General features: G+C 70.2%; 16 protein-coding genes. 6 read left to right on the top strand and 10 right to left on the bottom strand.

All coding sequences use genetic code 11. The features are described 5' to 3' along the window. Nucleotides 1-78 precede the first annotated feature (78 nt). On the top strand, nt 79-606 hold the full coding sequence (locus ABZ806_RS08485; protein ID WP_500216213.1) for a hypothetical protein: 528 nt from the start codon (nt 79-81) through the stop codon (nt 604-606). A gap of 16 nt (nt 607-622) precedes the next feature. Here the strand turns inward: ABZ806_RS08485 and ABZ806_RS08490 are convergent, their stop codons facing one another. The 8 genes from ABZ806_RS08490 to ABZ806_RS08525 all read right to left on the bottom strand — a co-directional run bounded on the left by ABZ806_RS08490 (nt 623) and on the right by ABZ806_RS08525 (nt 6,790). Beyond that, nucleotides 623-1,144 (bottom strand): hypothetical protein, encoded by a 522-nt coding sequence (locus ABZ806_RS08490; protein WP_500216214.1) that lies wholly within the window; start codon nt 1,142-1,144, stop codon nt 623-625. Beyond that, the gene (locus ABZ806_RS08495) at nt 1,123-1,593 is read right to left on the bottom strand and encodes a hypothetical protein (protein WP_500216215.1); all 471 of its coding nucleotides are present in this window, start codon (nt 1,591-1,593) and stop codon (nt 1,123-1,125) included. The genes ABZ806_RS08490 and ABZ806_RS08495 overlap by 22 nt, the downstream gene beginning before the upstream one ends. A gap of 112 nt (nt 1,594-1,705) precedes the next feature. Next, a complete protein-coding gene (locus ABZ806_RS08500; RefSeq protein ID WP_500216216.1) occupies nt 1,706-3,832 on the bottom strand; it encodes a hypothetical protein in 2,127 nt (708 codons plus the stop codon). Nucleotides 3,833-3,875: 43 nt separating this feature from the next. Beyond that, a complete protein-coding gene (locus tag ABZ806_RS08505; protein ID WP_500216219.1) occupies nt 3,876-4,121 on the bottom strand; it encodes a hypothetical protein in 246 nt (81 codons plus the stop codon). Between the two features lie 104 nt (nt 4,122-4,225). Beyond that, on the bottom strand, nt 4,226-4,495 hold the full coding sequence (locus tag ABZ806_RS08510; protein ID WP_067629811.1) for a WXG100 family type VII secretion target: 270 nt from the start codon (nt 4,493-4,495) through the stop codon (nt 4,226-4,228). Between the two features lie 235 nt (nt 4,496-4,730). Further along, on the bottom strand, nt 4,731-5,267 hold the full coding sequence (locus ABZ806_RS08515; protein WP_500216220.1) for a hypothetical protein: 537 nt from the start codon (nt 5,265-5,267) through the stop codon (nt 4,731-4,733). 136 nt (nt 5,268-5,403) lie between these two features. Next, a complete protein-coding gene (locus ABZ806_RS08520) occupies nt 5,404-5,733 on the bottom strand; it encodes a hypothetical protein (RefSeq protein WP_500216222.1) in 330 nt (109 codons plus the stop codon). 13 nt (nt 5,734-5,746) lie between these two features. Continuing rightward, a complete protein-coding gene (locus tag ABZ806_RS08525; RefSeq protein WP_500216224.1) occupies nt 5,747-6,790 on the bottom strand; it encodes an SPFH domain-containing protein in 1,044 nt (347 codons plus the stop codon). A gap of 204 nt (nt 6,791-6,994) precedes the next feature. Here ABZ806_RS08525 and ABZ806_RS08530 point away from each other — a divergent pair, with 204 nt between their 5' ends. Continuing rightward, complete coding sequence (locus ABZ806_RS08530; RefSeq protein ID WP_500216225.1) at nt 6,995-8,761, top strand: acetyl/propionyl/methylcrotonyl-CoA carboxylase subunit alpha; 1,767 nt, start codon at nt 6,995-6,997, stop codon at nt 8,759-8,761. A gap of 147 nt (nt 8,762-8,908) precedes the next feature. Further along, complete coding sequence (locus ABZ806_RS08535) at nt 8,909-10,414, top strand: hypothetical protein (protein WP_500216226.1); 1,506 nt, start codon at nt 8,909-8,911, stop codon at nt 10,412-10,414. A gap of 9 nt (nt 10,415-10,423) precedes the next feature. Here ABZ806_RS08535 and ABZ806_RS08540 read toward each other — a convergent pair whose 3' ends face one another. Next, on the bottom strand, nt 10,424-11,041 hold the full coding sequence (locus ABZ806_RS08540; RefSeq protein ID WP_500216227.1) for an SPFH domain-containing protein: 618 nt from the start codon (nt 11,039-11,041) through the stop codon (nt 10,424-10,426). A gap of 174 nt (nt 11,042-11,215) precedes the next feature. On the opposite strand from ABZ806_RS08540, the gene ABZ806_RS08545 reads away from it, so the two are divergent. Then, nucleotides 11,216-12,217 carry a HAMP domain-containing sensor histidine kinase gene (locus ABZ806_RS08545; RefSeq protein ID WP_500216228.1) on the top strand — a complete coding sequence of 334 codons (1,002 nt, stop codon included), beginning with the start codon at nt 11,216-11,218 and terminating at the stop codon, nt 12,215-12,217. On the opposite strand, the gene ABZ806_RS08550 is transcribed toward ABZ806_RS08545, so the two are convergent. After that, complete coding sequence (locus ABZ806_RS08550; protein ID WP_500216229.1) at nt 12,214-12,873, bottom strand: response regulator; 660 nt, start codon at nt 12,871-12,873, stop codon at nt 12,214-12,216. The two genes, ABZ806_RS08545 and ABZ806_RS08550, sit on opposite strands and share 4 nt — an antisense overlap. Before the next feature lie 323 nt (nt 12,874-13,196). Between ABZ806_RS08550 and ABZ806_RS08555 the strand changes: the two genes are divergently transcribed. Together ABZ806_RS08555 and ABZ806_RS08560 are read left to right on the top strand one after the other, a co-directional pair. Beyond that, nucleotides 13,197-13,655 (top strand): CBS domain-containing protein, encoded by a 459-nt coding sequence (locus ABZ806_RS08555; protein WP_500216230.1) that lies wholly within the window; start codon nt 13,197-13,199, stop codon nt 13,653-13,655. A 34-nt stretch (nt 13,656-13,689) separates the two neighbouring features. Next, nucleotides 13,690-14,973 (top strand): ArsB/NhaD family transporter, encoded by a 1,284-nt coding sequence (locus ABZ806_RS08560; protein ID WP_500216231.1) that lies wholly within the window; start codon nt 13,690-13,692, stop codon nt 14,971-14,973. Nucleotides 14,974-14,988 lie beyond the last annotated feature (15 nt).

Below are 14,988 nucleotides of genomic sequence, written 5' to 3' on the forward strand. Positions count from 1 at the left end.
GCACAGTGATCGTCGATGAACCTTGTGGTGACTTGCTCCGTCGTATACCCAAACGGCGACAAGGGACGGTGATGGACCGTGACACGCGGGCAGCGGCTGTCGGTAGGGGCAACGTCGAAGAGCTGGACCATCCTCTTGGTTCTGCTGACACTCTTCGTTCTTGCGCCGCTGATCATCTTCGTCGTCCTGGTGCTGCTCGTTCCGGCCGGCTCCGTATTCCTAGTGCTGATACTCCCCGTCACCATGGGTCCGGTCGTGCTGTATCGGGGCCTACAGGATTACCGAAAGGCGTTCTGGCTGGACGGGCCCAAGCTCATCCAGCGACGAGTACGCGGATACACGGAGCACGATCTGCGCACCGCCCGATTCGGGTTGTACAGGTCGGCACTGACCAAGGGTCACGGTCGGCCGGAGCCCCGCTTGCTGGTCGTCCACCCTCCCGGCCGGGCTGCGATCCGCGTGCCGCTCGGAACCGTGGACGATCCCCTTCGTCCTCCTCCCACGCACGAGCTCGAAGCGCTGATCCGCGCCATCGCCGCAAATCACACCGACCCCAACGCCCCGGGAATCGCCCACCAGCTGGGCCAGTTGTCCGGATCCTGGTAACACCACCGCCGCCTGGTCACCTGCGATGCCGCCGCCGCTCGTCCACGGTCCCGAACGACGGGTCCGTCCACTCCGCGACCTTCTCCGGCGCCGGACGCCCCTTCGCCGACCGCCACATGCAGAAGAACACCACCACGAACGCCAGGGAGAGGTAGAACGCATAGGCGGTGCCGTACGTGACTTCGTACTTCCTTTCACCCGGCTCGAAAGAGAAGGCGAACGTCGAGACAACGCTGATACAGCCGACCAACCATGCCGCACACGAGAGCACCCGCGTCGCCGCCGCACTCGCCGCCACCCCCAGCAGAAGCGTGGTCATCATCAGCAGGGGGAGCAAGCGGCTGGGTCGGCTCACGACGTCCAGGGCGCCGAACTCCCAGAGCACATGAGGTGTGCCGCTCACCTCGATCCACGGCGCCATCGTCCATCCCGTCAGCGCCATGGTGACGGCCATCCCCCACACCGCGCACCGGATCCGCCGCTCGAACTCGGCGGCCCCCAGGGCGGGCCCCCGGCTCATGACGGCCTCGGCGTGCACTTGTGGATCTCCCCGAACCGCTTCTCCGCGATCCGCATGAAGTCGAACATGTCCCGCACCGCATCCCGCCCCCGCACCACCGGCGCAAAATCAATACTGATCCACGGCTTCTTCTTCCCACACCTGAACAACGCGATCACATAGTTCGGCCTGGGATTCCCGCCGGACGTGGGGCGTACCACCCCAAGCCCATCCCCCAGTTCACGCGGGAGCTGATGCGGCGAGTTGTCCTTCCAAGCCCCCTGCTGACGTCGCACGACCTCACCGCCGTCATTGTACGACCAATCAATTCCAAGCAACGCCTCTTGGCCGGCAACGCGAGCGAGACAGAGGCCATTATCCGTCTGCGGGCCGGCCCATCTGTCATCGATCGGCGCTTTGATCCCTGTCACGAGGCGCAGCGCCGTCTCCGGAACGAAGTCACAGAGATAGGGATTGGCATCCGCCACGGGAGGCAACTTCGCCGGTACATCCGATCGAGGATCCGAGTGCCTTCCCTCGCATCCACAGGCGACACCCGCGACCAGCAGGGCCCCGGCCATCAGCGTCACCCACCTGAAGTCACCGAGAAATACTCGTCCCAACATTATTTCCGTCTTTATCGACGTAATGCCCGGAGGTCTTCTCCGCGCCGTCATGGATGCCCCCCATCACCTGGCCATTGATCTCACTCAAATGGACTTTATCATCGGCCCAGCGCAGGAACTCTTCCAACTCGACGGGAGAAAGCTCATCAAGGGGGCGCACTTTCGGATGCGGCCCCTGGGTGGCGAAGGGCTTCCCGGACAGATCTTCGTTCTTGAAGGCGCCATGGGCCACGAGCGATGACGCGACCATCTGATTGAAGAGACGTTCAATGCCCTCGGTATCGGTCGTCGGGGCGTAGATCGCCGGGTCGGGCTCGTCGGCGAGTTTCTTGGCGAGCACGTCGGTCAGCTTGCCGGAGAGTTTGCCCACGGCCGCGGTGTAGAGGTCACCCACGACGGGCGTTTCGGTAATGGGGGCGTATTCGATGGGGACGAGGCCGACGCCGTAATTGACGTACTTGCGCATCCGGTCGAGATCATCGGCAAGGCGGAGGTTCTCCGCGCCGAGGGACTGGTGACGCGCTTCCACCAGGTGGCCGAACATGTGGCCTTCACCGGCGATGGTGTTCTCGAGGTCACCGTGCTGGGCGACCGTGCGATCGATCGCGAGTTTCGCGTGGGCGATCTGGCCCATGAGGAGGGTCTGGTAAGCGCTGGCGCTCCGGGTGACGTCCAAGAGCAGGTAGTCGAGGTCTTCGCCGGTCATACCGGTAGCACCGGGCTTGTCGGTCTGAGCGGAGAGTCGGACGATGTCGTGCAGTTTCTCCATGTGCGCCACCAGGACGGCCGCCATCGCGGGACGCAGGCCCGACAACTCGTCGTAGTGCTTGGGGCGGGCGATGGCGTCGGCGGGTTCGTTGGACTTGAGCGCGTCGAGCGGGGCCTTGTCGCCGACCTTCAGTTGGCCCTTGTCCACCACGAAGTTCGCGCGGGCGTCGGCGGTGAGGATCTTGGCGGCGTCCAGGGCCAGGCGGGTGGACTTCGCGTCCTGGCCGGTGGCGGCTGCCTGGATGGTCTTGCCCAAGGCGGTGCCGTGGTCGGTCAGGCCCCACGTTGGACGGCGGTCGTGAAGAAGGTAGTGGAGGGTCGTGCCCTTGAAGTTGGGTTCGGTGCCTTCCTGGAACGGGCCCATGTAGACGTGGGTCAGGAGGGCCTGGGACGCCTCCTTGCCGGAGAGGGCGGCGGCGGTGAGGAGGGGTGCCAGGAAGTCCGTCTTGCGGTCGCCGGGGACGACCTTGGTCGTGGTCGGGTCCAGGGCGTTGCCCAGGCCGGCCTTGCCGGTGAGGGTGAGGAGCGGCTCCTGGCCGAAGGTCTTCCGGAGGCGGCTGTCGTAGGCGATCATGTCGCTGCCCACGACCTCGATGAAGTGGGTGGAGAAGCGGGTATCGCCGGCGGCTGTCAGGAGGGTGCCCAGGGACTGGTAGCCCGATGTGCCGTTCGGGGGTGCGCTGAGGGGCGGGAAGTTCTTGCGGCCGGCCGCCGCGAGTTGGCGCAGGTAGTCGTCGCCCAAATAGGCCCGGGTGCCGGGACGGGTCGCCAGGGCCAGGCTGCGGCCCAGCAGGGCCAGGGTCGCGCGGGTTTCGGCGGCTTGGGCGTCCACGCCTTCGCGGTGCTGGCGGACGTCGGCGGCCAGCGGGAGGGTCAGGTCCATCGGGAGCTTGAGGAGGGCCTCCGGGCCCAGGGCTTCCAGGAGGCCCTTCGCGAACATCGGGGTGATGTCCTGCGGGCGGAGGCGCCGTAAGGCGGCCTTGGCCTCGGGATCGCCGGACGCGGCGCGGCGGAACAGGTCGGCGCTGCGGCGGCCGGCGGCGTAGGCGACCTGGTCGGTGTAGCGGTCGGGGAGCTTGAGGTAGTCGCCGTCCTGCCGGCAGATGGTGAAGGCGAGCTTCTGCCGGTCGAGGTCGTGCGCGAGCTGGTTGCGGCGGCGCAGGTCGGACGCGGCCCGGTCGGCCCAGGCGGCGATGCGTTTGATCTCCATCGCGGGGGCCGTGCTGACCTGGGCGGCGTGCAGGGCCTGCCACAACTCGTCGGCGAGTTCGGCGAGCTTCGGGGCGGCCTGCGTCATCCGCTGGGTCATGTGCTCGAACTCGGCGAGCTTCACGCCGCAGGTGTTCGGGTCGAGCCAGGTGTCGCCCATGCCTGCCTCAGCCCGCGAACGGGTTGCGGTTCAGCTCGTCCCGCAGGAGTTGCAGGGCCTTGCGCAGTTCGGCGTGCAGGGCGGCGTCGTTCTGGTCGAGCTTGCCCGCGAAGGTGCGGGAGGCGCCGCCGCCGACCCAGGCGTGGTCGTCCATGGCCTGGCGGGAGGCGGTGAACAGGTGCCAGTGCTCGTCCGACAGCACCTGGATGCGGCCGAGCAGGAATTGCAGTTGCAGCGGTGACGGCTTGCTCACGTGGGTCCCTCTGGCGTGGACCCGGCCGCGGGGACGCCGGGTGGAGGCTTGATGCGGGTCCCGGCCTCGGGGGGATGGGCCGGGACCCGCGGCTCAAGGGGAGGTCAGCGGGTCGCGGCCTCGATGTTCTGCTGGGACTTGCGGATGTCCTGGCTGCCCTGCTCCAGGGCGAGGGCCATCTTGTCGAAGGCGGTCTTGGCCTCGGCCCAGGCGGAGCGGAAGCGGTCGGCGCCGGGGCCCCACCAGGCGGCGCTGCTGCTCACGGTGCGGCCGTTGAGGTCCTTGATGAGGGCGTCCAGGTTGCGGGAGTGCTTGCTGAAGATGCGGGACAGTTCCTCGAGCTCGCCGAGGTTGGCTCCGCGCTTGTCGCCCATCGCTCCGGCCCTTTCGTCGCTGATCGCCGAACGTTTTGCCGTGGTGCGGGGAAAGAATGGCGTCAGCTTACGCCCCATCTCTCACATCAATCCAGGTATGCACCGCACGTCCTGCATCAAAACGGCCATAATCTCGCCATCTCGGGATGTCCGGATGTGGCCACCGCAGGGCTTGTGACGAGCTTACTTACTGTTCGTCAAGGGCATTTCAGAGTGTTTTGCGAGGTGAGCGCGATCAGCGGTCGGTGCTGACCGGGTCGTTGACCGGGTGGGCGTCGGGGTCGAGGACGCGCTCGGCCACCAGGGTGATCTGCTCGCCGCGCGTCCGGAACACGAACCGGCGCCCGACCGACTGGACGACCTTGCCGCCGCCGTACCGGACCTCGGTGTGCTCGACGGCCTCCAGCGTGATGCGGTTCCCGGACCGGACGGCGCGCGACGGGTCGAGGCGTGTGCGGGCGCGGGTGTAGGCGGGGCCGCCGGCGACGGGCGCGCGGTTGCGGGTCTCCAGTTCGCGGACGGCCCGCTCCTGCGAGCGCGCCAGCTTCGGGGAGATCCGCACGCCGAGGACCTCGGTCGGCATCGCGTCCCGGTCGTGCTTGGGCACGAGGGCCTCGGAGCGGCGCTGCAGGAAGGCGCTGGCGACGACGGTGAGCTGCTCGGTGAGGTAGTCCTCGACGGCGGGGGCGTCCGGCCGGACGGAGGACGAGGGCGCGACGAGGCAGACCGCCAGGACCAGCGCAAGTCCGGCACGGCGCCACGGGCGCACCATCGGCGTCTCCAGCTGATCATGTGCGGGCAGATCCGAGCCGAGGGTACACCGGCCGGCCCGGTGCGCAGGGCGCGCTTTCGCGCGAAGGCCCGCGCCCCCCGCGGAAGGGGCGCGGGCCTTTCCGGGAAATGGCTGGTCAGTTCGCTTCGCTGTCCAGCGCGGCGACGCGGGAACGGGCGGCCGCCATCGCCTCGTGATAGCGCTCCTCCCATTCCGGGTCGCCGTCCGGGATGGTCGTGACCGTCTGCCGGCCGAGTTCGGCGAGCACGTCCCCGGCGTCGCCGCGCGCGACCTGCCGGACGACGACCGTGGTCACGCCGCCGGACGCCTCGGTGTGCGCCTCCCAGCGGGCGCCGCGCTCCAGCGCGGCCCTGCCCGCGGCGGAACGGTCGGCGAACGCGTACATGAGCAGGACGACCACCACCGCGGCCACCGCCAGCGCCACCAGAACGATCAGGAACCGCACGATCGGCCTCCCGTCACTTGTCCCGCAGGAGCGAGCCGTTCGGGTTGCCGGGCGCGTAGACGGTGATGCCCTGCGGGAGCGCCTTCAGTTCCTCGATCCTCGCGCAGGTCGGGCACTTGTTGTAGCCGTCCTGCCGGGCCTTGTTCGCCTGGGCCTCGGCCCGCGCCGTGGCGACCTTCGCCTGCGCCTCGCTGACCTGCGCGAACGCGGCCTGGGCGCGGTCCACGGCGTCCTGCACCTTGGACGGCAGGGTGATCCGGACGAGGTTGAAGTGGATGTTGGTGACGAACTTGCCGCCGAGGGTCTGCTCCAGGTCGGTCGCGAGGCTCGTGTTGATCGCGTTCTGCACCTTGGCGATGTTGGCGTTGTTGCTCTGCGCCTTCTGCCCGACGGCCTGGGCGGCCTTCGGCGCGGAGGAGTTCTGGACGAGGGCGCAGGAGGAGACCAACTCGGCGCAGCGGAAGCTGTTGATCTGGCTGCGCAGGTCGTTGTCGATCACCGGCCGGACGATCTGGTCGAGGAACGCCGACCAGCCCCTGTCGCCGTCGTAGACGTTGTACATCTCGCCGCCCGCGCTGCGGAACTTGCGGGTGCCGTACTTGTCGTCGAAGTCCTTGAGGGTCTTGTGGTCCTGGTTGAGGGTGAAGTACAGGGTCCCCTCGATGCCCATGTTGACGCCGTCCGCGCTGGGCACGGTGACGACGTCGACGCCGGTCTCGTCGCCCTTCCGCGAGTCCGAGGTGATCGTGTAGAAGCGCTGCTGGGCCGGGTACTTGTGGACCTGCGAGTAGAGCCCGATCCAGACCCGTCCGGACCCGGGGTCGATGACCTGGCGGATCTTGTTGTTGTCGAAGAACCCGCCGTTGCGGACGACGGCGATCTCGCCGCCGCTGGTCCGCTCGAACCCGCCGAACAGGGCGCTGAGCACCGGCCAGCCGACGACGACCAGCACGACGGCGGCGACGATGGCGGTCCGCCGGCGCGGCTTGCTCAGCCCCGAGACCCGGTTCTTCCCCGCGGACCGGATCCTGTCGGCGGACGACTCCTTGTTGGCCACGACCACTCCTCTCACGCCCGCACCACTCGGCTGGCGGGCCGGAGATGGGACGGCGGCGGGCCCGGCGCGGCTCCCCCGGTCACCAGACCGTTATCGTGCGGAAGCTCCCGCTATCTGGGACCTGGACCCCAATAAGGAGGGGCTTACGAAAACCTGAATCGGACGTTATCTAGACTGCCTGCGAGGTTGAAGGAGGAGACCCACGTGCGCAAGGTCCTGATCGCCAACCGCGGTGAGATCGCGGTCCGTATAGCCCGTGCCTGCCGCGACGCCGGTCTGGCCAGTGTGGCTGTCTACGCCGAGCCCGATCTGGAGGCGCTGCACGTTCGGGTCGCCGACGAGGCGTTCGCCCTGGGCGGGCAGACGGCCGCCGAGAGCTATCTGAACATCGAGAAGCTGCTGAGGATCGCCCGGGAGGCCGGCGCGGACGCCGTCCACCCCGGCTACGGGTTCCTGGCCGAGAACGCCGACTTCGCGGCCGCCGTGGAGGACGCCGGGCTGACCTGGATCGGCCCGCCGCCCGCCGCGATCACGGCGCTGGGCGACAAGGTCCAGGCCCGGCACATCGCGCAGAAGGTCGGCGCGCCGCTGGTCGCCGGCACCGCGGACCCGGTGTCGGGCGCGGACGAGGTCGTCGCGTTCGCCGAGGAGCACGGGCTGCCCATCGCGATCAAGGCCGCGTTCGGCGGCGGCGGGCGCGGGCTGAAGGTCGCCCGGAAGCTGGACGAGGTCGCCGAGCTGTACGAGTCCGCCGTCCGCGAGGCGGTGGGCGCGTTCGGGCGCGGCGAGTGCTTCGTCGAGCAGTACCTGGACAAGCCGCGGCACGTCGAGACCCAGTGCCTGGCCGACAAGCACGGCAACGTGGTCGTCGTCTCCACCCGCGACTGCTCGCTGCAGCGCCGGCACCAGAAGCTCGTCGAGGAGGCCCCGGCGCCGTACCTGTCGGAGGCGCAGCTCGAACTGCTGTACAGCTCGTCCAAGGCCATCCTGAAGGAGGCCGGGTACGTCGGCGCGGGGACGTGCGAGTTCCTCGTCGGCCAGGACGGCACGATCTCCTTCCTCGAGGTCAACACCCGCCTCCAGGTCGAGCACCCGGTCACCGAGGAGGTCGCCGGCGTCGACCTCGTCCGGGAGATGTTCCGCGTCGCCGACGGCGAGGAGCTCGGTTACGGCGACCCGGAGCTGCGCGGCCACTCGATCGAGTTCCGGCTGAACGCCGAGGACGCGGGCCGCGGGTTCCTGCCGGCGGTCGGGACGCTGACCGCGTGGCAGCCGCCGACCGGGCCCGGCGTCCGGCTGGACTCGGGCTACGAGGCCGGGCAGACCGTCCCGCAGGCGTTCGACTCGCTGATCGCCAAACTGATCGTGACGGGCGCGACGCGGCGGCAGGCCGTCGAGCGGTCCCGCCGCGCGCTGGCCGAGTTCGTCATCGACGGCATGCCGACGGTGCTGCCCTTCCACCGGGCGGTGCTGGACGACCCCGCGTTCGTCCCGGCCGACGACGAGACCCCCTTCTCCATCCACACCCGGTGGATCGAGACCGAGTTCGACAACCAGATCCCGCCGTTCGAGCACGTTCCGGCCGACGAGGCGGAGGACGGCGAGCGCGAGCGCGTCACCGTCGAGGTCGGCGGCAAGCGCATCGAGGTCGTCCTGCCCGCCGGGTTCGGCGCGTCCGCGGCCCCGGCGGCCGGGAAGGCGCAGCCCGCCAAGCGGCGCGGCGGCAAGAAGGGCGGCGGCGCGCAGGCGTCCGGCGACTCCCTGGTCAGCCCGATGCAGGGCACCATCGTCAAGATCGTCGCCGAGGACGGCGCCGCGGTGGCGGCGGGCGACACGATCGTGGTCCTGGAGGCCATGAAGATGGAGCAGCCGCTCACCGCGCACAAGGCCGGGACGATCACCGGCCTGGCCGCCGAGGTCGGGCAGACCGTCTCCGCCGGCGCCGCGATCTGCGAGATCAAGGACAGCTGACCGCGAGACCGCCCCGCCCGGCCCTCCCGGGCGGGGCGGCCCCCGGTATGGGTGCCGCCCGGTGTGGGTGCCGCCCCCCATTGAGGACGACCGTAAATCCGTCTCGCGAACGAGGCATCAGGCCGTCCACATGGGCAGATAGTAGATATGAGCACCGAGAAGCGGGCCAACCGGGCGGCACGCCGGGGCGCCGCCTCGGCGATCATCGCCGCCGTCGCCGTACCGGCGTTCGCCCTGGCCGCCCCCGCGCACGCCACGGCCCCACCCACCGCGCACGCCACTGTGCACGCCACCGCGGCGCAGCCCGCCCCATCCCAGACCGCAGCCCGTACGGCCACCCCCCAAGCCGCCGCACTCCAGACCACCGCGCTCCAGCGCGCCCCATCCCAGAGTGCCCTCCGCACGGCGGCCACCCCGTCCACCGCGCTCCAAGCCGCCGCACCCCGCGCGGCGGCGGATACCGTCGGGCAGATCGCGAACGGTCTCGTCGACTCGCGGCTCTACGTGACCAGCGAGGCCGGGAACGTCCTGTCGGCCGCCCAGCAGAACCACGTCAAGCAGGCGCTCGCCGGGGACGGCGACGCCGACATCCGCGCGATGGTGATCAGCAACAGCGCCACGGCGAGCCAGGTCAGGCAGCTGCTCCCGGCCGTCGCCGAGCGGGTCGGCACGGGCGAGACGTTCGTCGCCGTCACCGCCGACGGCAGCCGCATGGCGGCGATCTCCAAGGCCCTCGACCGCGGCGAGATCAACCAGATCATCACCCGCACCAACGGGCAGCCGCTGGAGCAGCGGCTGGTCGACTTCGGGAGCCGCGCCGAGAAGAAGGTCGACGACAACACCGCGTCCGGCGCCGTCGTCGGGTACGTCGTCCTCGGCGTGTTCGTAGTGCTGGGCGCGCTGGTCATGAGCGCGTTCCTCACCGCGCGCAAGCGGCGCCAGGCCCGCGAGGCCAAGGAGATGGACGACCTCAAGGAGGGCGTGGAGGAGGACGTGACGCGCCTCGGCGAGGACATCGCCCGCCTCGACCTCGACGTCATGGACAAGGGCCTCGACCCCGCGACCCGCGCCGACTACGAGCACGCGCTCAACTCCTACGACCAGGCCAAGGGGGCGACGGAGCGCGCCGCCAGGCCGCAGGACATGCAGCAGGTGACGACCGCGCTGGAGGACGGCCGCTACTACATGACCGCGACCCGCGCCCGGCTCGCCGGCGACCCCGTGCCCGAGCGCCGCGCGCCGTGCTTCTTCAACCCGCAGCACGGGCCGTCCGTCCAGGACGTCGTGTGGGCGCCGCCCGGCGGCAGCGCCCGGTCGGTCCCGGCGTGCGCGGCCGACGCGGAGGCCGTGATGCGCGGGACGGACCCGGACATCCGGATGGTCCCGTACCGGGGCGCGCGGCAGCCGTACTGGAACGCGGGCCCGGCCTACGCGCCCTACGCGGGCGGCTACTACTACGGCTACGGCGGGTTCGACCTGCTCGGCGGCCTGCTGATCGGCACCGCGCTCGGCTCGATGATGGGTCCCGGCCTCGGCTGGGGCGGCATGGGCGGCATGGACGGGTTCGGCGACGGCGGCGGCGGCGACATGGGCGGCGGCTGGGACTTCGGCGGCGGAGACTGGGGCGGGGGCGGCGACTTCGGCGGCTTCTGACCGTCCCGGTCAGCCCGGACGGGACCCGCAGGCGCAGTCCGCGGCAGCGGCCGAGGCAGGCGCGGCGGGCGCGGCGGCCGAGGCGGAGCGGACCGGGACCGTCGCGTCCGTGATGGACACGAGGCTCGCGGCCACTCCCCATGGCCGCACCGCCTCGTTGACGCGCCGGACCAACTCCGGATCGTCCCCGTCCGCCAGCAGGGACGGAAGGTCCGCCAAGTCCCGGTCCGCTATGACGCCGCGCAGGACGAACTCGGTGCCCTCCTGTGCGGCGGAGGACGGCGCGTCGGCGGCCTCGGCATACCTGACGGGGTCGTCGGCTCCCATCAGGGCGTGCGCCTTGACCTGCACGGGCACGCCGTCCCTGGTCATCGCCCGGAACCAGAGGTCGTGCGGCCGCGCGCCCATGGGGACGCGCACGCCGGTGTCGGCGAGCGGCAGCAGGAACCGCAGTCCGGGCCCGCGGACCCCGCGCGTCCGGCCGAAGCGCCGGACGACGAGCCGCTCGGACGCACCGACGCGGCGCAGTCCCGAGACCGCGACCACGGCGACTACCAGTCCGAGGACGATCAGGAACGCGATGGACGCGGGCAGCGGACTGCCGTCTCGTGCGGCGAGGACAACCATCGGCCCACCTCCACCTGTTCTCACCCTCCACCGTCGGCGATGGGGCGAGGGGGCACTATCGGGTCTGATGCCCATCCTGGAGGGGGCGCATCATGCAGGCCGGACGCATCACGCGGGCCGGCCGCGCGGCACCCGCATGGACAAGGGGTGCCCTCATGCGATGACCTGGACCCCATGAGCAGGTCACCCGCCTCGGCACTGTACTGGCGCATCCTCGGCATCAACGGGGTGATCTTCGCGGTCGGCACCGTCCTGCTGGCCGTGGCGCCGGTCACCATATCCTCGCCGATCCTGCTGCGCGAGCTGCTCGTGCTGGTGATCGGGCTGGTGGTGATGATGGCGGCGAACGCGCTGCTGCTGCGCGCCAGCCTGTCGCCGCTGGCGCGGCTCACCGCGCTGATGGCGCGGCTGGACTCGCTGCGCTCCGGCGACCGGCTGTCGACGTCCGGCAACGGCGACCTGTTCCATCTCGTCGACCAGTTCAACGCGATGCTGGACCGGCTGGAGGCCGACCGCAGCATCAGCACCGCCGTGGTGCTGGAGGCGCAGGAGGCCGAGCGACGCCGCATCGCGCAGGAGCTGCACGACGAGATCGGGCAGTCCCTCACCGTGGTGCTGCTGGAGCTGAAGTCGGTGGTGAACCGGGCGCCGGCGGAGGTCGCGGAGGAGCTGCGGGGCGTCCAGGAGCTCGTCCGGTCCAGCCTGGACGAGGTGGGCCACGTCGCCCGGCGGCTGCGTCCCGGTGTCCTGGACGACCTGGGCCTGACCAGCGCGCTCACCGAACTCGCCGGGGACTTCTCCGGGACGGGCGGCGGCCCGCGCGTGACCCGCCGCGTCCAGACGGGGCTGGCGGGCCTCGGCCCGGACGCCGAACTCGTCATCTACCGGATCGCGCAGGAGGGCCTCACCAACGTGTGGCGGCACGCGGGCGCCCGCAACGCGGAACTGTCGCTCACGCAGGACGAGGAGGGGCGCGTCGTCCTGCGGGTCGTGGACGACGGCTCCGGCCCGCCCACCAAGGTCGGCTCCGGCATCCACGGCATGCGGGAACGGGCGATGCTCATCGGCGCGCAGCTGACGATCGGCCCGGCGAACGGCGGCGGCACCGAGGTGCGGCTGGAGGTCCCGCCGGCGGGCTCGCGCCCGGCCGGCAACCAGGGCCAGCAACCGGGCTAGGGCTCGACGAGGCCGATCCTGATCGCGTACTTGGTCAGCTCCAGCCGGTCCCGCATGCCGAGCTTGCCGAGGATGTTGGCGCGGTGCCGGTCGACGGTCTTCACGCTGATCGTGAGGGTCTCGGCGATCTGCTTGGAGGAGTACCCCTCCGCGATCAGCTTGATGACCTCCTCCTCGCGCGGGGTGAGGATGCCGCCCTGGCCGTCGCCGTCCCGGTCCCGGCCGAGGTACTCGCGGATCAGCGCGGTCACGGCGCCCGGGTACAGGAACGGCTCGCCGCGCATCGCGGCGCGGACGGCGTGCAGCAGGTCGCGGTCGGCGACGGACTTCAGCACGTACCCGGACGCGCCCGCCTTCAGCGCCTCGAACAGGTACTGCTCGTTGTCGTACATCGACAGGATCAGCATCCGGACGGTGGGGAAGCGCCGGGAGATCTCCCGCGCCGCCTGCAGCCCGGTCATCCGGGGCATGGCGATGTCGAGGATCGCCAGGTCGACGCCGCCTGCGCCGAGCGCGTCGATCGCCTCCGCCCCGTCGGACGTCTCCGCGACCACGGTCATGTCGGGCTCGGCGTCCAGGATCAGCCGCAGCCCGCGGCGCACCAGCGCATGATCGTCGGCCAGCAGTATCCGGGTGGCGGACTCGCGCGTGTGCACCCGATCACCTCCGGTCTCCCGCCCATCGTAGGCGCGGGCGCCGGAAACCGGCCGCGCACCGGCCGGGATACATGATCCATACCGCCGATATGGGGGTCTCTACCACTATAGGCACGGCCCGTCACCGCAAAGACTGGACAGTGTACGCAGAAAGAGTCGCGTACGCGGAAAGGGGCGGACGCATGGCACAGCGAACGAGCGGCGGGCATCGCCTCCCGCCCAAAGCGCCGCGGAGGCCGTCCTGCGACGGGATCGCCCCCGGCGTGAGGAGGAGGAATCTATCAACTCGAAGAGTCAGGCTTTCCGGAAGCCGAAAGGACAGCATGCAAGCGCGGGACATCGCCATAAAGGTGCCGACCGTGACCCGGCACGACTCGATCGCGCACGCGATCCAGGTCATGGCCCTCGGCCGGCTGCCGGGACTGATCGTCGTGGACGAGGAGCAGCGCCCCCGGCTCGTCCTGCCGGGCACGCAGGTGCTGCGGCTGGCGGTGCCCGTCGCCTACCAGGAGGACGCTGCGCTGACCCGGGCCGTGGACGAGGCCCATGCGGACGTCTTCTGGCACGAGATCCGCGACATGAAAGTGGGCGACTGCCTCGGCACGCACACTCCCCGCCCGGTCATCGTGAAATCGTCCGCGAACCTGCTGGAACTCGCCACCCTCATGGCCCGCCAGCGCAGCCCCCTGGTCGCCGTGGTGGACGACGCCGGACTCCTCACCGGCGCGGTCATCCTCGATCGGCTGCTGTCGGCCCTGGCGCTGACCAGGCCCGACGACTGACCCTCCCGCCCCCCGGTTCGCGGGGGGCCGCGCGATGACGGCGTGGGCGGCACTCGCGATCTTCGTCGTCGCGTTCTTCTTCATCGCCACGGAGAAGGTCGACAAGGTCAAGGTCGTGCTCATCGCGGCCGGGGCCATGACGGTGCTGGGGCTCACTCCCGGCGCCGGCGTCTTCTTCTCCGAGCACGACGGGATCGACTGGAACGTCATCTTCCTGCTGCTCGGCATGATGATCATCGTCGGGGTCATCAAGGGCACCGGACTGTTCGACTACCTGGCGATCTGGGCGGCCAAACGCTCCAAAGGCAGGCCGTACCGGCTGCTGGTGATGCTCATGGCCATCACCGCGGTCGCCTCCCCCTTCCTGGACAACGTCACCACGATCATGCTGGTGGCGCCGGTGACGGTGGTGGTCTGCAACCGGCTGCGGATCCCGGCGCACCCGTACCTCATCGCCGAGGTGCTGGCGTCCAACATCGGCGGCGCCTCGACCCTCATCGGGGATCCGCCGAACATCATCATCGCCAGCCGGGCGGGGCTGACGTTCAACGACTTCCTCGTCCACATGGCGCCGATCGTGGTGGTCGTCTTCATCGCGTTCGTGCTGCTGGCGCGGGTGATGTTCCGCAAGTCGTTCAAGTACGACGAGCGGTACGTCGCCGAGGTGATGTCGCTGGACGAGCGCAAAGCGATCACGGACCCGAAGCTGCTCGTCCGGTGCCTGATCGTGCTGGGCCTCGTCATCGTCGGGTTCATGCTGCACTCGGTGCTGCACGCGGAGCCGTCGATCGTGGCCCTGATCGGCGCGGGCGTCATGCTGCTGGTGTCGCGGGTGGAGGTCTCGGAGGTCCTCGAAGAGGTCGAGTGGTCCGTGCTGGTGTTCTTCGTCGGCCTGTTCGTCATGGTCGCCGGCCTCGGGCACACCGGCGTCATCGAGACGATCGGGACGTGGGCGGCGGACGCCGTCGGCGACAACTACTTCGTCGCCGCGACCAGTCTGCTGTTCGGGTCGGCGGTGCTCGGCGCGTTCTTCGACAACATCCCCTACGCGGCGACGATGGCGCCGATCGTGGAGGGGATGGCCGCGGGCGCGCCCGACCCGACGACCGCGGAGGCGCTCTGGTGGTCCTTCGCGCTCGGCGCCGACTTTGGCGGCAACGGCACGGCCGTGGCGGCCAGCGCCAACGTCGTCGCGATCGGCATCGCCGCCAGGACCGGAAACCCGATCAGTTTCTGGCAGTTCACCCGCTACGGCATCGTCGTCACCGTGCTGAGCACACTGATGGCGTGGGTGTACGTGGCATTGCGCTACTTCTAGCGCGGTCGTCCCATG

This window comes from Spirillospora sp. NPDC047418, assembly GCF_040643275.1.
In the GTDB taxonomy this organism is placed as follows: domain Bacteria; phylum Actinomycetota; class Actinomycetes; order Streptosporangiales; family Streptosporangiaceae; genus Spirillospora.

Bases quoted from the DNA above. Each gene is read 5' to 3' on its own strand.
- ABZ806_RS08535 (WP_500216226.1), top strand. From the start codon at position 8,909: ATGAGCACCGAGAAGCGGGCCAACCGGGCGGCACGCCGGGGCGCCGCC.
- ABZ806_RS08555 (WP_500216230.1), top strand. From the start codon at position 13,197: ATGCAAGCGCGGGACATCGCCATAAAGGTGCCGACCGTGACCCGGCAC.
- ABZ806_RS08560 (WP_500216231.1), top strand. From the start codon at position 13,690: ATGACGGCGTGGGCGGCACTCGCGATCTTCGTCGTCGCGTTCTTCTTC.
- ABZ806_RS08540 (WP_500216227.1), bottom strand. From the start codon at position 11,041: ATGGTTGTCCTCGCCGCACGAGACGGCAGTCCGCTGCCCGCGTCCATC.
- ABZ806_RS08515 (WP_500216220.1), bottom strand. From the start codon at position 5,267: ATGGTGCGCCCGTGGCGCCGTGCCGGACTTGCGCTGGTCCTGGCGGTC.
- ABZ806_RS08545 (WP_500216228.1), top strand. From the start codon at position 11,216: ATGAGCAGGTCACCCGCCTCGGCACTGTACTGGCGCATCCTCGGCATC.
- ABZ806_RS08510 (WP_067629811.1), bottom strand. From the start codon at position 4,495: ATGGGCGACAAGCGCGGAGCCAACCTCGGCGAGCTCGAGGAACTGTCC.